16 protein-coding genes are annotated in these 18,286 nt (G+C 67.9%); 9 read left to right on the forward strand and 7 right to left on the reverse strand.

Annotated elements, in window-relative coordinates; translation table 11 throughout:
* The first annotated feature begins 84 nt into the window (after window positions 1-84).
* Complete coding sequence (locus AC3WMR_RS00430) at window positions 85-309, forward strand: YMGG-like glycine zipper-containing protein (RefSeq protein WP_025136803.1); 225 nt, start codon at window positions 85-87, stop codon at window positions 307-309.
* 178 nt (window positions 310-487) lie between these two features.
* On the opposite strand, the gene minE is transcribed toward AC3WMR_RS00430, so the two are convergent.
* The 4 genes from minE to AC3WMR_RS00450 all read right to left on the reverse strand — a co-directional run bounded on the left by minE (window position 488) and on the right by AC3WMR_RS00450 (window position 3,358).
* Window positions 488-745, reverse strand: a complete 258-nt coding sequence (gene minE, locus AC3WMR_RS00435) for a cell division topological specificity factor MinE (protein ID WP_025136804.1) — start codon at window positions 743-745, stop codon at window positions 488-490.
* Between the two features lie 3 nt (window positions 746-748).
* Window positions 749-1,564: a septum site-determining protein MinD gene (gene minD, locus AC3WMR_RS00440; RefSeq protein ID WP_025136805.1), complete on the reverse strand. Its 816-nt coding sequence runs from the start codon at window positions 1,562-1,564 to the stop codon at window positions 749-751.
* Between the two features lie 84 nt (window positions 1,565-1,648).
* On the reverse strand, window positions 1,649-2,536 hold the full coding sequence (gene minC / locus AC3WMR_RS00445; RefSeq protein ID WP_492262238.1) for a septum site-determining protein MinC: 888 nt from the start codon (window positions 2,534-2,536) through the stop codon (window positions 1,649-1,651).
* Between the two features lie 90 nt (window positions 2,537-2,626).
* Window positions 2,627-3,358: an IclR family transcriptional regulator gene (locus AC3WMR_RS00450; RefSeq protein ID WP_492262239.1), complete on the reverse strand. Its 732-nt coding sequence runs from the start codon at window positions 3,356-3,358 to the stop codon at window positions 2,627-2,629.
* 103 nt (window positions 3,359-3,461) lie between these two features.
* Here AC3WMR_RS00450 and AC3WMR_RS00455 point away from each other — a divergent pair, with 103 nt between their 5' ends.
* Genes AC3WMR_RS00455 through AC3WMR_RS00465 form a run of 3 tightly spaced genes read left to right on the forward strand, consistent with a single transcriptional unit; the run spans window position 3,462 to window position 6,714 of the window.
* Window positions 3,462-4,388 (forward strand): hydroxymethylglutaryl-CoA lyase, encoded by a 927-nt coding sequence (locus AC3WMR_RS00455; RefSeq protein WP_492262240.1) that lies wholly within the window; start codon window positions 3,462-3,464, stop codon window positions 4,386-4,388.
* Window positions 4,385-5,671 (forward strand): CaiB/BaiF CoA transferase family protein, encoded by a 1,287-nt coding sequence (locus AC3WMR_RS00460; RefSeq protein WP_492262241.1) that lies wholly within the window; start codon window positions 4,385-4,387, stop codon window positions 5,669-5,671. The genes AC3WMR_RS00455 and AC3WMR_RS00460 overlap by 4 nt, the downstream gene beginning before the upstream one ends.
* A gap of 47 nt (window positions 5,672-5,718) precedes the next feature.
* On the forward strand, window positions 5,719-6,714 hold the full coding sequence (locus AC3WMR_RS00465; RefSeq protein ID WP_492262242.1) for a Bug family tripartite tricarboxylate transporter substrate binding protein: 996 nt from the start codon (window positions 5,719-5,721) through the stop codon (window positions 6,712-6,714).
* 359 nt (window positions 6,715-7,073) lie between these two features.
* Here AC3WMR_RS00465 and AC3WMR_RS00470 read toward each other — a convergent pair whose 3' ends face one another.
* Window positions 7,074-8,840, reverse strand: coding sequence for a glutamine--tRNA ligase/YqeY domain fusion protein (locus AC3WMR_RS00470; RefSeq protein ID WP_175190810.1), 1,767 nt, complete (start codon window positions 8,838-8,840; stop codon window positions 7,074-7,076).
* 137 nt (window positions 8,841-8,977) lie between these two features.
* Between AC3WMR_RS00470 and AC3WMR_RS00475 the strand changes: the two genes are divergently transcribed.
* Complete coding sequence (locus tag AC3WMR_RS00475; protein WP_492262243.1) at window positions 8,978-10,321, forward strand: cytochrome ubiquinol oxidase subunit I; 1,344 nt, start codon at window positions 8,978-8,980, stop codon at window positions 10,319-10,321.
* Entirely contained in the window at window positions 10,318-11,373 is a 1,056-nt protein-coding gene (locus tag AC3WMR_RS00480) for a cytochrome d ubiquinol oxidase subunit II (protein WP_025136811.1), read from the forward strand. Before AC3WMR_RS00475 ends, AC3WMR_RS00480 begins: the two co-directional genes overlap by 4 nt.
* A 15-nt stretch (window positions 11,374-11,388) precedes the next feature.
* On the opposite strand, the gene recQ is transcribed toward AC3WMR_RS00480, so the two are convergent.
* The gene (recQ, locus tag AC3WMR_RS00485; RefSeq protein ID WP_492262244.1) at window positions 11,389-13,218 is read right to left on the reverse strand and encodes a DNA helicase RecQ; all 1,830 of its coding nucleotides are present in this window, start codon (window positions 13,216-13,218) and stop codon (window positions 11,389-11,391) included.
* Window positions 13,219-13,312: 94 nt separating this feature from the next.
* Complete coding sequence (locus AC3WMR_RS00490) at window positions 13,313-14,605, reverse strand: fimbrial protein (RefSeq protein ID WP_492262245.1); 1,293 nt, start codon at window positions 14,603-14,605, stop codon at window positions 13,313-13,315.
* A 221-nt stretch (window positions 14,606-14,826) separates the two neighbouring features.
* Here AC3WMR_RS00490 and AC3WMR_RS00495 point away from each other — a divergent pair, with 221 nt between their 5' ends.
* The 3 genes from AC3WMR_RS00495 to ruvB all read left to right on the forward strand — a co-directional run bounded on the left by AC3WMR_RS00495 (window position 14,827) and on the right by ruvB (window position 18,261).
* Complete coding sequence (locus tag AC3WMR_RS00495) at window positions 14,827-15,528, forward strand: response regulator (protein WP_492262246.1); 702 nt, start codon at window positions 14,827-14,829, stop codon at window positions 15,526-15,528.
* A complete protein-coding gene (locus AC3WMR_RS00500; RefSeq protein WP_492262247.1) occupies window positions 15,528-17,084 on the forward strand; it encodes a sensor histidine kinase in 1,557 nt (518 codons plus the stop codon). The genes AC3WMR_RS00495 and AC3WMR_RS00500 overlap by 1 nt, the downstream gene beginning before the upstream one ends.
* Before the next feature lie 103 nt (window positions 17,085-17,187).
* A complete protein-coding gene (gene ruvB / locus AC3WMR_RS00505; RefSeq protein ID WP_025136816.1) occupies window positions 17,188-18,261 on the forward strand; it encodes a Holliday junction branch migration DNA helicase RuvB in 1,074 nt (357 codons plus the stop codon).
* Window positions 18,262-18,286 lie beyond the last annotated feature (25 nt).

An 18,286-nucleotide genomic window follows, 5' to 3' on the forward strand; every position in this document is an offset into this window, starting at 1 on the left:
CCTGAAGGCTCCAAACCCATAGGGGTGTCGTGCGCTCGCGTCGTGTTCAGGTGCGGCCCCGGGTACAAGAATAGGAGCCTCATCATGAAAATCGCCTCTGTTTCCAAAATCTGTGTCGCTGTTGCCATGGCTGCCACGATGGCAGGTTGCTCGTCCTGGGACAGCATGAGCCATCGCCAGAAGAGCACGGTGGGCGGTGCGGCGCTGGGTGGTGTGGCGGGCGCCGTCATCACCAACGGCGGCATCCTGGGGACCGTGGGTGGCGCAGCCATCGGCGGTGTCATCGGTGACCAGGTCGGCAAGCACTAAGTTCGCTGCGGCAAGGCACACCGGTCCTGGGCGGGCCGGTGGCCGGGGCAGGTATCCGTGTCTGCCGCCGCCTGCGTTGAATGCTTCGCCCATGAAAAAACCCTCGGGAAACCGAGGGTTTTCTCGTTTGCGCGCGAGCTTGTCGCGTGCCGCGCAGAGAATCTGCGCGGCGCATGCGTCAGGCTTCGCTTTGCGGCATTTCGATCTTCACTTCCAACACTTCGAGCGTGTCCTGGCGTTCCAGGTGCACCTTGATGTCTTCGGGGTTGATCTTCACGTACTTGGAAATGACCGCGATGAGTTCCTGCTGCAGCTGCGGCAGGTAGTCGGGCGAGTCGCCGCGGCCCCGCTCGTGGGCCAGGATGATCTGCAACCGCTCCTTGGCGACGGAAGCGGACGATTTCTTTTGACCAAGCAGAAACGACAGGAAGGACATTGCTTACTTGCCTCCGAACAGGCGTTTCAGGAAACCCGGCTTCTCGTAGTCGGTAAAGCGCAGGGCCTTGTCTTCGCCAAGGTAACGGGCCACGACGTCCTTGTAGGCTTCGGAAACGTCGGTCTCTTTCAGGTGAATGGCGGGCAGGCCCTGGTTGGACGCCTGCAGCACGGCTTCGGATTCGGGAATGACGCCGATCAGCTTGATGCGCAGGATGTCTTCGATGTCGCCCAGTGACAGCATTTCGCCGTCGACCACGCGCTTGGGGTTGTAGCGCGTGAGCAGCAGGAATTCCTTGACCGGCTCGCCGCCGTCGACCGCGCGCTTGGACTTGGCCGCCAGGATGCCCAGGATGCGGTCAGAGTCGCGAACGGACGAGACTTCGGGGTTGGTCACCACCAGCGCGTCGTCGGCGAAGTAGGCGGCCATCAGGGCGCCCGTTTCGATGCCGGCGGGCGAATCGCAGACGATGTAGTCGAAGCCCATTTCCTTCAGGTCGTTGATGACCTTTTCCACGCCTTCCTGCGTCAGCGCGTCTTTGTCGCGCGTTTGCGAGGCGGGCAGGATGAACAGGTTTTCAAGCTGCTTGTCCTTGATCAGCGCCTGGTTGAGCGTGGCTTCGCCTTGGATCACATTGACGAAGTCGTACACCACGCGACGCTCGCAGCCCATGATGAGGTCGAGATTGCGCAGGCCGACATCGAAGTCGATGACAGCGGTCTTGTGGCCCCGCATCGCGAGGCCCGCGGAAAAACTGGCGCTCGTCGTGGTTTTACCCACGCCGCCTTTGCCGGAAGTCACCACAACAATGCGTGTCATGACGATCAAACCCTTATGTTCGAATAAATCGCGTTATCGTAAAGCAAAAAGCCCATGTAAGGCTTCTTACAGAATGTGTTGCCGTCAGGCCTTGAGCGCTTCGATGCGCAGCGTGTCGCCATCCAGCCGCACCAGTGCGGGCTGGTTCTGCAGCGAGCGATCGAGCTTGTCTTCCACCACACGGTACACGCCGGCCACGGCCAGCAGCTCCGCATCCAGGTGCGTGGTGAAGATGCGTGCTGACGTGTCGCCGCGCGCGCCGGCCATGGCCTTGCCGCGCAGCGGTCCGTACACGTGCACGTTGCCGTCGGCGATGACTTCGGCGCCCTGGCTGACCATGCCGATGACGACCAGGTCGGTGTGGCGCGCATAGACGCGCTGGCCGGAACGCAGGGGCTTGGTGATGACGAGCGCCGACGACGATTGCGGCGCGGCCGGCGTCGGGCTGGGCGCCGACGTGGTGCTGCTGGCGGCGCGCTCGGGCAGGGGTTCGGCGGACTTGGCGGCCGCGGTATCGGCGGATTTCTCGGCGGGCTTGTCCGCGGGCGTGTCGGCCGGCGTGGGCGCGGAGGCGATCTCGACTGCGGCGGCCGGCACCGATGGCACCGGCGTGGCGACGTCGTTGGGCGGCGCGGTGTCCACCACCGGCATCGGGCGGGCCGCGGGCGTGGACAGTTCCACGGGCGTCAGGCCCGCGGCGCGCGCGGCGGCCAGGTTGGCGCCTTCGGCGACCACGCCGATGGGAGGCAGGTTATGCCCGCGCAGCGCCGCGACCAGCGCGGTCCAATCGATTGTTTCCTCGACGCGGCTGGCGTCGATGACGACGGGTTCGTTCTCGAAGAAGCTGCCCGCATCGGCCATGCGCTTGGCCAGCGCGGCGTTCAGGCGTTCGGGGTCGGCGCTGTGCAGGACCACCCGGATGGCATACAGGGTGGCGCTCTTGAAGTCCAGGGCTAGGGATTCAGTGTTCATCTTGAGTGGGGCTGGCGGTTCTGTGCGCCCGAAAGGGGTGCATGCGACCGGCTGCGCAATGTCGGGGATGATAACCCGCCCCGGGGCCGTTCAATCATTCGGCCAAGGGTAAAAACCGCCCAGTTTGCGGGTGGCATCCGCCGCGGCGGCAACCACCAGCGCCGCGTGGTCGCGCTGCAGGCGCGGCGTGGGCATGGTCAGCGTGACCGCGCCGGCCAATTCGCCCGTGGCATTGAAGACCGGCGCCGAGATGCCCGACAGCTCGGGCATGCGGTCGCCTTCCAGTACCACCACGCCGCTCTGGCGGATGGATTCGTAGGGCTCGCCCGGCGCGCCCCCGAACGCCGTCAGCACGCGGCCGCCCGCGCCCCGGTCCAGGGGCAGCAGATCGCCGGCCTTGATGTGGTCGCGCACCGGCTGCGGCGAATCGACGCGGTACAGGCACAGGCGGTGTTCGCCCTGGCGCACGTGGAATGCGGCGCTTTCGCGGGTGGTGCGCGCCAGTTCCTGCAGCACTGGCATGACCATGGCTTCCAGCGAGAACGAGGCCGCGTAGACCCCATGCAGCCGCGCGATCTCGGCCCCCAGGGCGTAGTGGCCGTCGGCCGTGCGCTGCACCAGGCGGCCGTGTTCCAGCGAGGCCAGAAGACGCAGCACGGTACTTTTGTAGAGCTGGGTGCGTTCGGCCAATTCGGCCAGCGTCAGCGACCGGTCGCCCGTGCGGAAAGCGGACAGCACCGACAGGGCGCGGTCCACCGCGGCGGCGCCGCCGGGCGCCGCGTGCTGGTCGGCAAGGGAGGGTTGGCTGGCTTTTCTGGGCATGGCAAAGCGGCCTTTCGGGCAGGCAGGGTTGACACCCTGAATCCGGATGGGGAATAATTTATAGAACGTCGTTCTATCTTATAGAACGCTAAGGAGAAAGTCAATGCCCCAGATTCTAGTCAGCGAGGTCGGCCCCCGGGATGGGTTACAGAGCATCGCCGCCGTCATGTCCACACCCGCCAAGCTGCGCTGGATCGCCGCACTGGCCGCGGCCGGCCTGCGCGAAATCGAGGTCTGCTCGTTCGTGCCGCCCAAGTTGCTGCCGCAGATGGCCGACGCGGCCGACGTGGTGGCGGGCGCCCGGCAACTGCCTGGCCTGGGCGTGGCCGCGCTGGCCCCGAACCTGCGCGGTGCCCGCGCTGCCTTCGAGGCGGGCGCGGTCAAGGTCACGCTGCCCGTGTCGGTCAGCGAGGCCCATTCCCTGGCCAACGTGCGCAAGACCCACGCGCAGATGCGCGACGAAGTGGCGGCCGTGGTGGCCCTGCGCAACGCGCAATTCCCCGACGTGAAACTGGAAGCCGGCCTGTCCACCGCGTTTGGCTGCACGCTGGCCGGCCAGGTGCCGCAAGCCGACACGCTGCGCCTGGCTGTCGCGATGGCGCAACTGGGCGTGGACGAAGTGGGGCTGTCCGACACCACCGGCTACGCCAACCCCGCGCAGGTCACGCGCCTGTTCAAGGCCTTGCGCGCCGAACTCGGCGCACGCGCGGGCGGCGCGCACTTTCACAACACGCGCGGCCAGGGGCTGGCCAATGTGGTGGCCGCGCTGGAGGCCGACGTCGACACGTTCGACGCCAGCCAGGGCGGACTGGGCGGTTGTCCGTACGCGCCCGGCGCCACCGGCAACATCGTCACCGAAGACCTGGTGTTCCTGCTCGAGTCGATGGGCCTGGATACCGGCATCGACATGAACGGCTTGCTGGCCGCGCGCGACGCGCTGCGAGACGGCCTGCCCGGCGAACCGCTGTACGGCCACGTGCCGGATGCCGGCCTGCCCAAGGGCTTCACCTACGCCCGGGAGGCCGCATGAATCCGCAATCGCACGACGCCGCCGCACAAGCCGGCGAGGCGCCGCTGCCGCTGGCCGGCATCCGGGTGGTCGAATTCACCCACATGGTCATGGGCCCCACCTGCGGCATGATGCTGGCCGACCTGGGCGCCGAGGTCATCAAGATCGAACCGGTGCAGGGCGACAACACGCGCCGCCTGAAGGGCTCGGGCGCGGGCTTTTTCGCCATGTTCAACCGCAACAAGAAAAGCCTGCCGGTCAACCTGCAGGACCCGCGCGGCATCGAACTGGTGCTCAAGCTGATCGCCAGCGCCGACATCGTCAGCGAAAACTTCAAGGCCGGCACCATGGCCCGGCTGGGGCTGGACTACGCCACGCTGTCCAGGCTGAACGAACGCCTGATCTACGTCTCGCACAAAGGCTTCCTGCCCGGCCCCTACCAGCACCGCACCGCGCTGGACGAAGTGGTGCAGATGATGGGCGGCCTGGCCTACATGACCGGCCCCGAAGGCCGTCCCCTGCGCGCCGGCGCCGCGGTCAACGACATCATGGGCGGCATGTTCGGCGCCATGGGCGCCATGGCCGCGCTGCTGGAACGCGCCCGCACCGGCCGTGGCCAGGAAGTGCAAAGCGCGCTGTTCGAGAACAACGTGTTCCTGGTCGGCCATCACATGATGCAGTACGCCGTCACCGGCAAGCCCGCCGCCCCCATGCCCAGCCGCATCTCGGCCTGGGCCGTGTATGACGTCTTCACCGTCAAGGACGGCGAACAGATCTTCCTGGCCGTGGTGTCGGACACCCAATGGAAGCTGTTCTGCGAGGCCTTCGGTTTTGCCGACCTGGCGCGGGATGCGCGCCTGGCCGGCAACAACGACCGCGTTGAAGCCCGTTCTTGGCTCATGCCCATGCTGCGCGAACGCATGGCGCCGCTGGCCGCCGCCGACATCGCCGCCCGCTTCGAGGCCCAGGGCCTGCCTTACGCGCCGATTGCCAGGCCGCAGGACCTGTTCGACGACCCGCACCTGACCGCCACCGGCGGCCTGGCCGACATCACCTTGCCGCAAGACGGTGCGGGCAGCGGTGCGGGCAGCGGTGCGGGCAACGGCGAGGCAGGCAACGGCGCGGCGGGCAAACACGCCAAGGTGCCGCTGCTGCCCATCACGCTGGGCGGCCGCCGCCCCGGCGTGCGTACCGATCCCCCGGCACTGGGCGCGCAGGGCGCCCAGTTGCTGGAAACCCTGGGGCTGAGCGCGACGCAGATCGCGGCCCTGACCGAAGCCGGCGTCGTAGGGCCGGTGAACTGACCGCGACCGCCCCGGCCGCCACCAAGAATCCTTCTGGAGACAACCGCATGAATCCCTTCCCGCGCCTTCTTCCGCGCTGCCTTGCCGCGGCCGTCCTGGCCGTCGCTACCCTGGCCGGCGCCGCGCCCGCCACCGCCGCCGCCTATCCCGAGCGTCCCATCAACCTGGTCGTGCCCATGCCCCCGGGCGGCGGCACCGACGTCGTCAGCCGCCTGCTGGCCGAACGCCTGGGCGTGGCCACCGGCTGGAGCCTGGTGGTGCAGAACAAGCCCGGCGCCACCGGCAACATCGGCATGGACTACGTGGCCCGCGCCCAGCCCGACGGCTACACCGTCGGCATGGGCCAGGCCGCCAACCTCGCGATCAATCCGGCGCTGTATCCCAAGATGCCGTTCGACCCCAAGAAGGACTTCACCCTGGTCGGCCTGATCGCGGCCCAGCCCGTCGTCCTGGTCGTGCGTGCCGATTCGCCCTACAAGACCCTGGCCGACCTGGTCGACGACGCCAAGAAAAAGCCCGCCTCGTCCCTGCGCCTGGCCTCGGCCGGCAACGGCACCATCGGCCACATGTCCGGCGTCATGCTCGCCCGCCGCGCCGGCATCGAGTTCCTGCACGTCCCCTACAAAGGCGCCGGCCCCGCCGTCACCGACCTGGTAGGCGGCCAGACCGACCTCTACTTCATCACCCCCCAGACCGCCTTCCCCCTGCTCGCCGCCAACAAACTGCGCGCCCTGGCCGTCACCTCCAACACCCGCCTGGCCGCGTTGCCCGACGTCCCCACCGTCGCCGAGTCCGGCTACCCCGGCTTCGAAGCCTCCGCCTGGACCGGCCTGGTCGGCCCCGCCCACATGCCCCCCGACAGGGTCGCCCAACTCAACGCCCGCGTGCAGGCCGTCCTGAAAGAACCCGACCTGATCAAACGCCTGGAAGCCGAAGGCAGCCAACCCCTGGGCGGCACCCCCGCCGACTTCGAGGCCTACATGAAATCCGAAACCGCCAAATGGGCCGACGTAGTCAAGGCCGCCAACATCAAGATGGACTAAGCAGGACAGGGCGCTGCGAGCTAGCACCTAGCGCAAGCGCGCAGCGCACACCGCCACGACGCACGAAACCGCGTAAGTCCCGGCAAGGCCGCCCGCGCGGCCGTCCGGGACGGGCCCCGCAAACTCCCCCTCCCACTCCGGCCCAGCAGCGCCCCAACGCTCGCAACCCGTAGCCCCACAGATCCCCGGCGCGAGGGGCGACCTACGAAGAAACAACCCCGCAAACCAACCCCCCCAATAAAGGCCGCGCCCCGTCGCACGCCGCGACATCCCCGTCCCCCGGACGACCCAAAAAAAGCGCCTCATAAAGAGGCGCCTTTCTCAAAAAGAAGATCTCAGACAGAGACCCAGGCAGCAACTCAACCCTGCCCCCAGGAATCCCGCAAGGTAACCACCCGATTCAACACCGGCTTCTCCACAGAAGACTCCTTCAAGTCCGCAGTGAAATACCCCAACCGCTCAAACTGCCAGGTCGCCCCAGGAACCGCCAAGGTCCCCGGCTCCAGCCAAGCAGTGACGGTCTGCTTCGAATTCGGATTCAGGCAAGCCAGGAAATCCTTGTCCCCGCCATCCGGCCGCGCATCCGCAAACAACCGGTCGTACAGGTGGATCTGCGCCGGCACCGCATGCGCCGCGCTCACCCAGGTGATATTGCCCTTGACCTTCACGCTGTCCGCGCCCGGCGTCCCGCTCTTGGTCTCCGGCAGGTACTCGGCCTGCACCTCGACCACCTCGCCCGCCTCGTTCTTCGTGAAGCCCGTGCAGCGCACCACGTAGCCGTACTTCAGGCGCACCGTATTGCCCGGGAACAGGCGGAAATACTTCTTCGGCGCTTCCTCGCGGAAGTCATCGCGCTCGATCCACAGCTCGCGCGACAGCGGGAATTCGCGCACGCCCGCTTCCGGGTCGTGCGGGTTGCGCGGCGCCGTGCAGACTTCGGTCTGGCCTTCCGGGTAATTCGTGATCACCAGCTTGATCGGGTCCAGCACCGCCACCGAACGCGCAGCGATCGGGTCCAGGTCGTCGCGCACCGCTTGTTCCAGCAGGCTGTAGTCGATACGCGAATCCGACTTCGACACCGCCGTGCGGTCGCAGAACAGGCGGATCGAGGCCGGCGTGTAGCCGCGGCGGCGCAAGCCGAAAATGGTCGGCATGCGCGGGTCGTCCCAGCCGTCCACGTGGCCTTCGCGCACCAGTTGCAGCAGCTTGCGCTTGCTGGTGACCACGTAGCTCAGGTTCAGGCGGGCGAATTCATATTGGTGCGGCAGCGGCTGGGCCAGCTTGCCCAGCTCGGCCAGGCGCGTCAGGATCCAGTCGTAGAACGGGCGTTGGTCTTCGAACTCCAGCGTGCACACGCTGTGCGTGATGCCTTCCAGCGCGTCTTCCACCGGGTGCGCCCAGCTGTACATCGGGTAGATGCACCACTGGTTGCCCGTGCGGTGGTGGGTCGCATGGCGCACGCGGTACATGACCGGGTCGCGCAGGTTGATATTGGGCGACGCCATGTTGATCTTGGCGCGCAGCACCAGGCTGCCGTCCGGGTGCTTGCCGTCGCGCATCTCGCGCAGCAGCGTGATCGACTCGGCGGCGGGGCGGTTGCGCCAGGGCGAGTCGGTGCCGGGTTCGGTCAGCGTGCCGCGGTTGGCGCGGATCTCTTCGGGGCTTTGCTCGTCGACGTAGGCGTGGCCGGCCTCGACCAGCGCCTCGGCGAACTCATACATATAGCCGAAGTAGTCGCTGGCGAAATACAGGTTGTCGCGGCCGTCGGCCTTCCAGTCGAAACCCAGCCAGTGCACGGCCTCGATGATGGCGTCGACGTATTCCTGGTCTTCTTTCTCGGGGTTCGTGTCGTCGAAACGCAGGTGACAGACGCCGCCGAAATCGCGGGCCAGCCCGAAATTCACGCAGATGCTCTTGGCGTGGCCGATGTGCAGGTAGCCGTTGGGCTCCGGCGGAAAGCGCGTGCGGATGCGGGCCGGATCGGGCTCACCCTGTTGCTGCACGGCCGCCGGGCCAGGCTTGCCCGCCCAACGCTTGCCCTGGAAGCGGTTGGCTTGCAGGTCGTCTTCGACGATGTTGAGCAGGAAATTGGATGCAGCGGGGGTCGGCGTCGTGGCGGAGGTCATTCTTGAAAGAATAGGAAAAAGCAGCGACAAAGCGTCAATTTTGCCACGTTCCTGAGAAGGGCCATTTCCAGGGGGGCCGCAAGCGGTTTCAAACTGTCCCCCATCGTCATGTAACTGGCTCTACACTACGGGCCATCATGGATATTTCCACCCTATCTTTGGCCCGTGCGCAATTCGTGGCCAGCCTGAGCTTCCTGGCGCTGTTCCTGGCCGTGGCCCTGGCGCTTGCCTGGGTTCTGCTGTTCTTCAAGATTCGCGCCCGCGTGTCCGGGCAGGGCGGCTGGACGGCCGCCTACCGCTTCTGGGTCCGCATCTTCGCCCTGTCTTTCGTCCTGACCCTGGCTGCCTGCGTGCCGGTGCTGATCCAGCTGGGCAGCCTGTGGGCCGGCCTGATGGACAAGATCGGCAACATCGCCGGTCCCTTGCTAGGCTACGGCATCCTGTCCGTCTTCATCCTCAAGTCCTGCTTCCTGGGCGTCATGCTGTTCGGCCAGCGCCGCGTGTCCGACGGCGCCCACACCCTGGCGGTGCTGATGGTGGCGGTGGGCCAGCTGGTCGCGCTGTTCTGGGTGCTGGCCTTGCAATCCTGGATGCAGACGCCTGACGGTGCCGTCCTGGTCGACGGCCGCTACCAGGTCTACGACTGGGTGGCCGTGGTGCTGAACCCGTCCGTCAGCTGGCGCATGGGCGTCGTGGTCGTGGGATCGGCGCTGGCGGCGGCCTTCCTGATGATGGGCGTGACCGCGCTGCAAGCGCTGCGCCGCCCGCTGGACGACGGCGAACGCTGCACCTTCAAGACCGGCCTGGCCATCGCCGCGCTGGCCGCCGTGCTGCAGGTGCCGGTGGCCACGGGCGCCGGGCAGATGGTGGCCCAATACCAGCCCGCCAAGGCGGCCGCCGCGGCCGGCTACTGGGAAAGCGGCACCGAGCCGCGGCTGGTGCTGTTCGGCTGGCCGGACGCCCGCGCCCATACCAACGTGGCCGATTGGACCGTGCGCAACGCCGGCGGCATGTGGCTGCACCGCAATGAAGACGGCACCTACCAGGGCCTGGACAAGTATTCCGGCATGCTGCCGCCGGTGGCGCTGACCTTCTGGTCGCTGCGGGTGGCGGCCGGGCTGGGTCTCTTGATGCTGGCCGTGTCCTGGATCACCTTCCTCTGGACCTGGCGTCGCGGTCTGGACGTGGCCGTGCTGCCGCAATGGTGGCAGCGGGTGCTGTGCGGCATGATGTTCTCGGGCGGCATCGCCGTCGTGGCCAGCTGGTGGGTGTCCGTCATCGGCCTGCAACCCTTTGCCGTGAACGGCACCGTCACGCAATCCGAAGTGCTGGGCGCCGTGTCGTCCAGCACCGTGCTGTATGGCCTGCTGGGCTATGGCCTGCTGTATGCGCTGCTGCTGGCCGCCTTTGCCGGCATGCTGTTCCACGCGGCGCGCTACGGCGTGGTGCCGGTGCGCAAACTCGCCGGAGGCACGCCATGATCGCCATGCTGGCCGCGTCGCAAGGCCTCAGCCCCGAAGATCCTTCCTTCTGGATGCCGCTGGCGTTCATGGGCCTGCTGTTCGTCGTCATTGCCGCCGGCATGGTGCTCGACGGCTTCGACCTGGGCGTGGGCATTTTGCTGCAGCTGGCGCCCGAGCAAGAGCGCGGCCGCATGATGAGCCTGCTCAGTCCCTGGCGCGACGCCAACGAATTCTGGCTGCTGCTGGGCATGGGCCTGTTTGCCTCGGCGTTTCCGTTCGCCTGGGGCGCGGTGCTGGGCAAGCTCTACGGGCCACTCACCTTCATGGTGCTGGGCGTGGTGCTGCGCAGCGTGGCGTTCGAATTCCGCATTCGCGCCCGCACCGAGGCCAAGCCGCGCTGGATCTTCGCGTTCTGGGCCGGGTCGCTGATCACCGCCTTCGGCCAGGGCATGCTGCTCGGGCGCATCGCCACTGGCTACCAGTCCGACGCCGGCTATGGCTGGTTCGCAATGTTCGTCGGCCTGTGCGCGGTGGCGGCCTATGTGCTGCTGGGCGCCTCGTGGCTGGTGATGCGGGTCGACGGCGACCTGCAACGCCGTGCCGCCAACTGGGCGCGCCACGCGATCCGCTGGACCGCGGTCGGCATGGTCGCCATCGCCGTCACGCTGGGCCTGGCCAACGCCGGCATCTTCTATAAATGGAGCAACATCGCCCATCTGAGCCTGGCGGCCACGGTGTGGGTGCTGATGCTGGCCGGCTTCGTGGCGGCCGAAATGCTGCTGGCCCGCCTGCCGGGTCGCGCCGACCGCTTCAGCTGGCTGCCGTTCGTGCTGTGCGTGGCGCTGTTCCTGTTGATGCTCAGCGGCCTGGCGTACAGTCTGTTCCCCTACCTGATCCTGGACGACATGACGCTGTGGGACGGCGCCGGAGCGCTCGGCTCGATGCGTCTGGTGATGGCGGGAGCGGTGGTGGGCATTCCGGTGGTGCTGGTGTTCAACATCCTGGCCTACCGCTCGGTGTTCGGCAAAGAGCGCGCGCCCGTGCCGCTGTTGCCGCCGCCGTCACCCTGACGGGCGCCGCACGCGCTACAGCACCGGCCGCGCCACCCGTTGCAGGATTTCTTCGCCGTAGGCTTCCAGCTTGCGTGCGCCCACGCCGTTGATGTGGCTCAGGGCATCCATCGATTCAGGCTGGGCCAGCGCGATTTCCCGCAGCGTGGCGTCATGGAAAATGACATAGGCGGGCACGCCGTGGCTCTTGGCGACTTCGCCGCGCCAGGCGCGCAGCGCCTCGAACACCGGTTGCAGCTCGGCCGGCAGGTCCACCGCCGCGGCCTTGGCCCGGGTGCCGCCGGTCTTGCTGGAACGGGTCTTCTTTTCGGATTCGCGCCGCAGCATCAGCTGGCGTTCGCCCTTGAGCACCGCGCGGCTGCCTTCGGTCAGTGCCAAGGTGCCGAACCCTTCGCTGTCCACCGTCAGCAGGCCTTGCGCCAGCAGCTGGCGCAGCACGCCGCGCCAGGCGGTGTCGCTCAGGTCTTCGCCTACGCCGAACACGCTCAGCGTTTCATGGCCATGCTGGCGCGTGCGGTCGGTGACCTTGCCGCGCAGGATGTCGATAATGTGGCCCGCGCCGTAGCGCTGGCCGCGTTCTTTCCACAGGCGGTATACGGCCGACAGCACCTTTTGCGCGGCCACGGTGCCGTCCCAGGCCTGGGGCGGATCGAGGCAGACGTCGCAATTGCCGCAGGCGGTGATCTGCTGGCCGAAATACGCCAGCAGCCGCACCCGGCGGCATTCCACCGTTTCGCACAGGCCCAGCATGGCATCGAGCTGCTGGCCCAGCCGGCGGCGGTAGGATTCGTCGCCGGGGGACTCGTCGATCATGCGGCGCTGCTGCACCACGTCTTGCAGGCCATAGGCCAGCCAGGCCGTGGCGGGCAGGCCGTCGCGGCCGGCGCGGCCGGTTTCCTGGTAGTAGCCCTCGACCGACTTGGGCAGGTCGATGTGGGCCACGAAGCGCACGTCGGGTTTGTCGATGCCCATGCCGAACGCGATCGTGGCCACCATCACCACGCCGTCTTCGCGCAGGAAGCGCGACTGGTTGGCCGCCCGCACCTGGGCGCTGAGCCCCGCGTGGTAGGGCATGGCGTCGATGCCCTGGTTGCACAGGAATTCGGCGGTTTCCTCGACCCGGGCGCGCGACAGGGCATACACCACGCCGGATTCGCCTTCGTGCTCGGTGCGGATCATGTCCAGCAGCTGCTTGCGCACTTCGTTCTTTTCAACGATGCGGTAGCGGATGTTGGGGCGGTCGAAGCTGGAAACGAAGTGATGTGCGTCGTCCAGCGACAGGCGGTGGGCGATCTCGGTACGGGTCTCGGCCGTGGCGGTCGCGGTCAGGGCGATGCGCGGCACGTTGGGCCAGCGCTCGTGCAGCATCGACAGGCCCAGGTATTCCGGCCGGAAATCGTGGCCCCATTGCGATACGCAGTGGGCTTCGTCGATGGCGAACAGCGCGATGTTGCCGCGGTCGAGCAATTGCAGGCAGCGGTCGGTCAGGAGCCGTTCGGGGGCGACGTACAGCATGTCGAGTTCGCCGGCCACGAAGGCTTCTTCGACGTCGCGCGCCACCCGCCATTCCTGCGTGGAATTCAGGAACGCGGCGCGCACGCCCAATTCGGTCAGGGCGTCGACCTGGTCCTGCATCAGGGCAATCAGCGGCGACACGATGATGCCGGTGCCTTCGCGCACCAGGGACGGGATTTGATAACAGAGCGACTTGCCGCCGCCCGTGGGCATCAGGACCAGCGCGTCACCGCCGTCGATGACTTGCTGGACAATGGCTTCTTGGTCGCCGCGGAAGGATTCGTAACCGAAAACGCGCTGCAGGACACCTAAGGCGCGCGCGTCAGACATGGGGATAGGCCGTGAGCATCATGGCGGGGATTTTAAGCCGCAAATCCGGATGGCCGGTCCGAGGGGGATATTTTCGTCCGCCGGCCGGGCCGCGTCACCAGCTGAGCCAGGTGCCGCGCATGAAGGTGTCGACCGGCATGCTGAGGTTGGCGCGCCACTCGTAGTTGCCGGAAATGATGTCGCGGTCGGCGCCGACCGCCAGTTTCACCTTGGGCGCTACGAACATGCTGTGCGACAGCCCGACGCGCTGCTCGGCCAGCGCCGAGCCTTCGTGCAGCCCCGAATAGGTGCCGCTGAGCGTGCCCCAGCCAGTGATGGGCACGCCGGCCGACAGCGTATTGCGGGTCTGCGGCGCTGCGGCCACGCCGCCGGAATAATTGGACAGGTCACCATAGCCGGCGCCGATCTGCTCGTTGGTGTAGCCCAGGTTGACCGCGTCGGCCACGTCCACGTTGTAGCCGAAGCGGTAGCGCCAGGCGCTGGCCGCGTCGTACGAGCTTTGGGTGGCGCCCGCCTGGAAGGTGCCGTAGTCGCCGGCCGCGTAGGTGGTGCCCATGCCGCGAGTGGTCAGGGACGGGGCGCTTTGCATCTGGCCCTCGAGCGTCAGCACGGGCGTCAAGCCATAGCGCACGGTGCCGCTGCCGACCGAGGCGCCGTAATCCACCGCGCCGGACGTGGCCGAGGGGTCCATGCGGTTCAGCTTGCCCAGCGACGACGAATAACCGAAGCCGCCGGCGGGCAGGGTGTTGCCCGCGCCGAGCGAATTGGAAATCTGCAGCCCGCCTACCGGCGCACTGCTGCCCCAGGCCGGGGCATTGGCGCTGATATTGCCCACGGCGACCGTCGGACCGCTGGTGTTGTTGTAGACCCAGTTGCGGTCGCCGCCGTAGCGCAGGCCGTCCTGTCCGCTGACCGAAGCGAACCAGGGCCGGCTGGGGCGCGAAACGCCGGACACCACGACGACGGGGCCGCTGGGTATGTCCCCGCTTTGCAGGTCGAAGGTGTATTCGGGAGGATCGGCGGTGGCCTGTGCCGTGGGGCAGCCCAGCGCGGCGGTCGTGTCTTCGCCCGACAGCAGCGAGCCTGTCCCCGGTATCAAGTCCGTGTCGGCGGCGCCTGCCACGCTGGTGTCCATGGCGGGTTCGGCCGCTTGCAGGTCGCAAGGGGTCGGGTCCAGCGGCACCGCCCGGGATTCGATCGACGGTGCGGGGCGCACGGGCATCGGCTGCACCGGCGAGAGCACGCCGATGCCGCGCGCCACGTAGGCGGGAGCCGGGGGGGAGGAGGCTGCGGGCGAGCCGCCGAACGCCGGCATGAGCGGGCAGGCCAGGCCTGCCGTCAACGCCGCGTGCAACAGCCGTCTGCGCCAGATTGCAGGGGCGACCATAACGACAGTGTAGAAAGGGGACGCTGCCGCAGCTGTAAACGATCTTTAGTAAACCGGACCAGGGAATGCGGACAGTGCCGATCATTTTAGGGCCAGTTGCCGCCGCTCCGCCATGCCGGCGCCAAGTGGGCGCCAACGCCGGCAAACATCGTGCAACAGGTATATTTCAGATGATTTCTTGCCCCTTGCCCCGGGGCGCGTACGGCTCCACTATGGCAACCATGGACACTCACCACACCAAGCTGCTGGTCGTCGACGACGATCCGGCCCTGCGTCAGTTGCTGGCCGACTACCTGAATCGTCACGGCTACGACACCCTTTTGGCGCCCGACGCCAGCGACCTGCCGTCGCGTATCACCCGCTATGCCCCTGACCTGCTGGTGCTGGACCGCATGCTGCCCGGCGGCGATGGTGCCGACGCCTGTCGCCGCCTGCGCGAACAGGGCGAAGACATCCCCGTCATCCTCTTGACCGCCCGCGATGAAGCCGTCGACCGCATCATCGGCCTGGAAGCCGGCGCCGACGACTACGTCGGCAAGCCTTTCGATCCGCGCGAGCTGCTGGCCCGCATCGAAGCCGTGCTGCGGCGCAAGCGCGGTCCGTCGGCCCTGACCAAGGACGCGCCCGTGTCGTTCGGCCCGTTCCTGTTCGATCCCTCCACCCGCCAGTTGTCGCGCGAGGGCACCGTGGTCAAGCTCACCGGCGGCGAAATCAACCTGCTCGAAGCCCTGGTGCGCAACGCCGGCAAGCCGCTGTCGCGTGAACGCCTGCTGGCGCTGGCCCGCGACGACGACGCGGGCGAACGCAACGACCGCGCCATCGATATCGCGATCCTGCGCCTGCGCCGCGTCATCGAAGAAGATCCCAAGCAACCCCGCTGGATCCAGACCGTCTGGGGCATCGGTTACCGGTTCTCGCCCTGATGCGCCTGTCTCCCGGTTTCCTGGTGCCGCGGTCGCTGCGCGCGCGGCTGATCCTGCTGATCCTCGGGTCCGTGCTGCTGACGCAGGCGGCCACGCTGGTCACGGTGTCCTACTTCCGCCACAAGTTCATGGAAGATGTGGCTATCGGCTACATCACCACCACCATCCGCACCCTGCGCGCCGCCGTGTCGCAGGTGCCCGCCGAAGACCGCGCTGATTTCGTGCGCGCCGCCTCGCAGAACCAGTGGCGCCTGTGGTCCCGGGTATTGCCCGCCGAAGCCAAGCTGCAACGCTTCAACGGCCGCCGGCCGCCGCCCCATTCGTCGCAACGTCCCCCGCCGCCGCCGCCATCGTCGTCCACCCAGTTCCAGGGGCCGCCGCCCCCGCCCGACATGCGGGTCGACGAACGCGAGGTCGAAAACGGCCACGAACAGCGCGAACGCGAACGCGAGCGTGAACGCGAAGAGCACGTGCGCCGCTACAAGCCCGAGCCCGACGACGTGCGCCGTGACCTGCGGGCGCTGGTGCAGCAGTTGAACGAACGCCTGAACGACGGCACCCGGGTGGCGCTGTCGCGTGGCCCCACGCCGGAAATCTTCATTTCGCTGGCGCCCAACCCGGCCAGCGAAGACGCGCCGCGCCTGCGCGAATGGCTGGTCATCCCGCTGGACCGCCTGGACCCGCCGGTGGCCACGCCCTTCATCGCCGCCTGGCTGGGCGGGCTGGGCCTGTTGCTGTTGCTGGCGGTGGGCTTTTCGTGGCACATCACCCGGCCCATCACCCGCCTGGCCGATGCCGCCGACCGCCTGGCCGCTGGCCAGCCGCAGCGGGTGGAACCCTCCGGCCCGCACGAAACCCGGGTGCTGGGCGAGCGTTTCAACGCCATGCTCGACGCGCTGGCTGAGTCCGACTCGGTGCGGCGCACGCTGCTATCAGGCTTGCCGCACGACCTGAAGGGGCCGCTGTCGCGCATGTGGCTGCGCATCGAACTGGCCGACGATTCTTCGCTGAAGGAAGGGCTGCGCACCGACCTGCAGGACATGCAGCACATGGTCGACCAGTTCATCGGCTTCGTGCGCGGCACCGACCCCGCGGCCTACCGCTACGCCTCGATGGTGCTGCCCGACTGGCTGACCGAACGCGTCAACGCCTGGCAGGGCGCCGGCACCGACATCCACCTCAAGACCACGGGCGACGACGCCGCGCTGGTGGTACAGGGCGATGCCGTGGCGCTGGGCCGCCTGCTGGACAACCTGATCGGCAATGCCCTGAACCACGGCGCACCGCCCGTGGACATCAGCCTGCGGCGCGAGGACGCGTTCGCGGTGCTGGATGTGACCGACCACGGCCCCGGCATCGTGCCCGAACGCCGCCTGGAGGCGCTGCGGCCCTTCAGCCGGCTGGACGACGCCCGTACCCGCACCGGCAGCGTCGGCCTGGGCCTGGCCCTGGCCGAGGCTATCGCCCGCGCCCACGGCGGTTCGCTCGAGCTGCTGCAGGCCGAATCCGGCGGGCTGTGCGTACGGGTCAAGCTGCCGGTGGCCGAAGGGGTCTAGGGCCGGCCGCGGGGGACGGCCCTGTTTTCGAGACAGGCCGGTCCCGCGCGCGGCCATTACGGTACGATGCAGCATCCTGCTTCGCATCCCGTTTTTCCGCACCATGGCCATCCAGTCCGATTCGCTCTCTTCCCGACCCGACGCTCCCCGCATCGTGGCGCCCCAACCGGTGTCGCCCAACGAGGAATCGATCGAGCGCGCCCTGCGGCCCAAGGCGCTGCAAGAGTACGTCGGCCAGCAGCGCGCCCGCGAACAGCTCGAAATCTTCATTGCCGCCGCCCGCAAGCGCGGCGAAGCCCTGGACCACGTGCTGCTGTTCGGCCCGCCCGGCCTGGGCAAGACGACGCTGGCTCACATCATTGCGCATGAAATGGGCGTGCAGCTGCGCCAGACGTCCGGCCCCGTGCTCGAACGCCCGGGCGACCTGGCCGCGCTCCTGACCAACCTGGAAAAGAACGACGTCCTGTTCATCGACGAAATCCACCGCCTGTCGCCCGTGGTCGAGGAAATCCTCTACCCCGCGCTGGAAGATTTCCAGATCGACATCTTGATCGGCGAAGGCCCGGCCGCGCGCAGCGTCAAGCTGGACCTGCAACCCTTCACGCTGGTCGGCGCCACCACCCGCGCCGGCATGCTGACCAATCCGCTGCGTGACCGCTTTGGCATCGTCTCGCGGCTCGAGTTCTACAACGCCACCGACCTGGGCCACATCGTGACCCGCAGTGCCGGCCTGCTCAACGCGGGCATCACGCCCGACGGGGCCGCCGAAGTCGCACGCCGCGCCCGTGGCACGCCGCGTATCGCCAACCGGTTGTTGCGCCGTGTGCGCGACTACGCCGAGGTCAAGGCCAGCGGCACCATCGACGCCGACGTCGCCGGCCGCGCGCTGGCCATGCTCGAAGTCGACCCGCAAGGCCTGGACCTGATGGACCGCAAGCTGCTCGAAGCCATCATCCACAAATTCGACGGCGGCCCCGTCGGCGTGGACAGCCTGGCCGCCGCCATCGGCGAAGAGCGCGACACGATCGAAGACGTGATCGAGCCCTACCTGATCCAGCATGGTTACCTGCAACGCACGCCGCGCGGCCGCACCGCCACGCTGACCACCTGGCGCCACCTGGGCCTGACCCCGCCGGCTGGCGCGGCCAGCGGCAGCGGCGAGCTGTTCGGCAAGTAAGCGGGCGGGCAGGGGCGGCGGCGCG

It is taken from the genome of Achromobacter sp. FW305-C-28 (assembly GCF_058783235.1).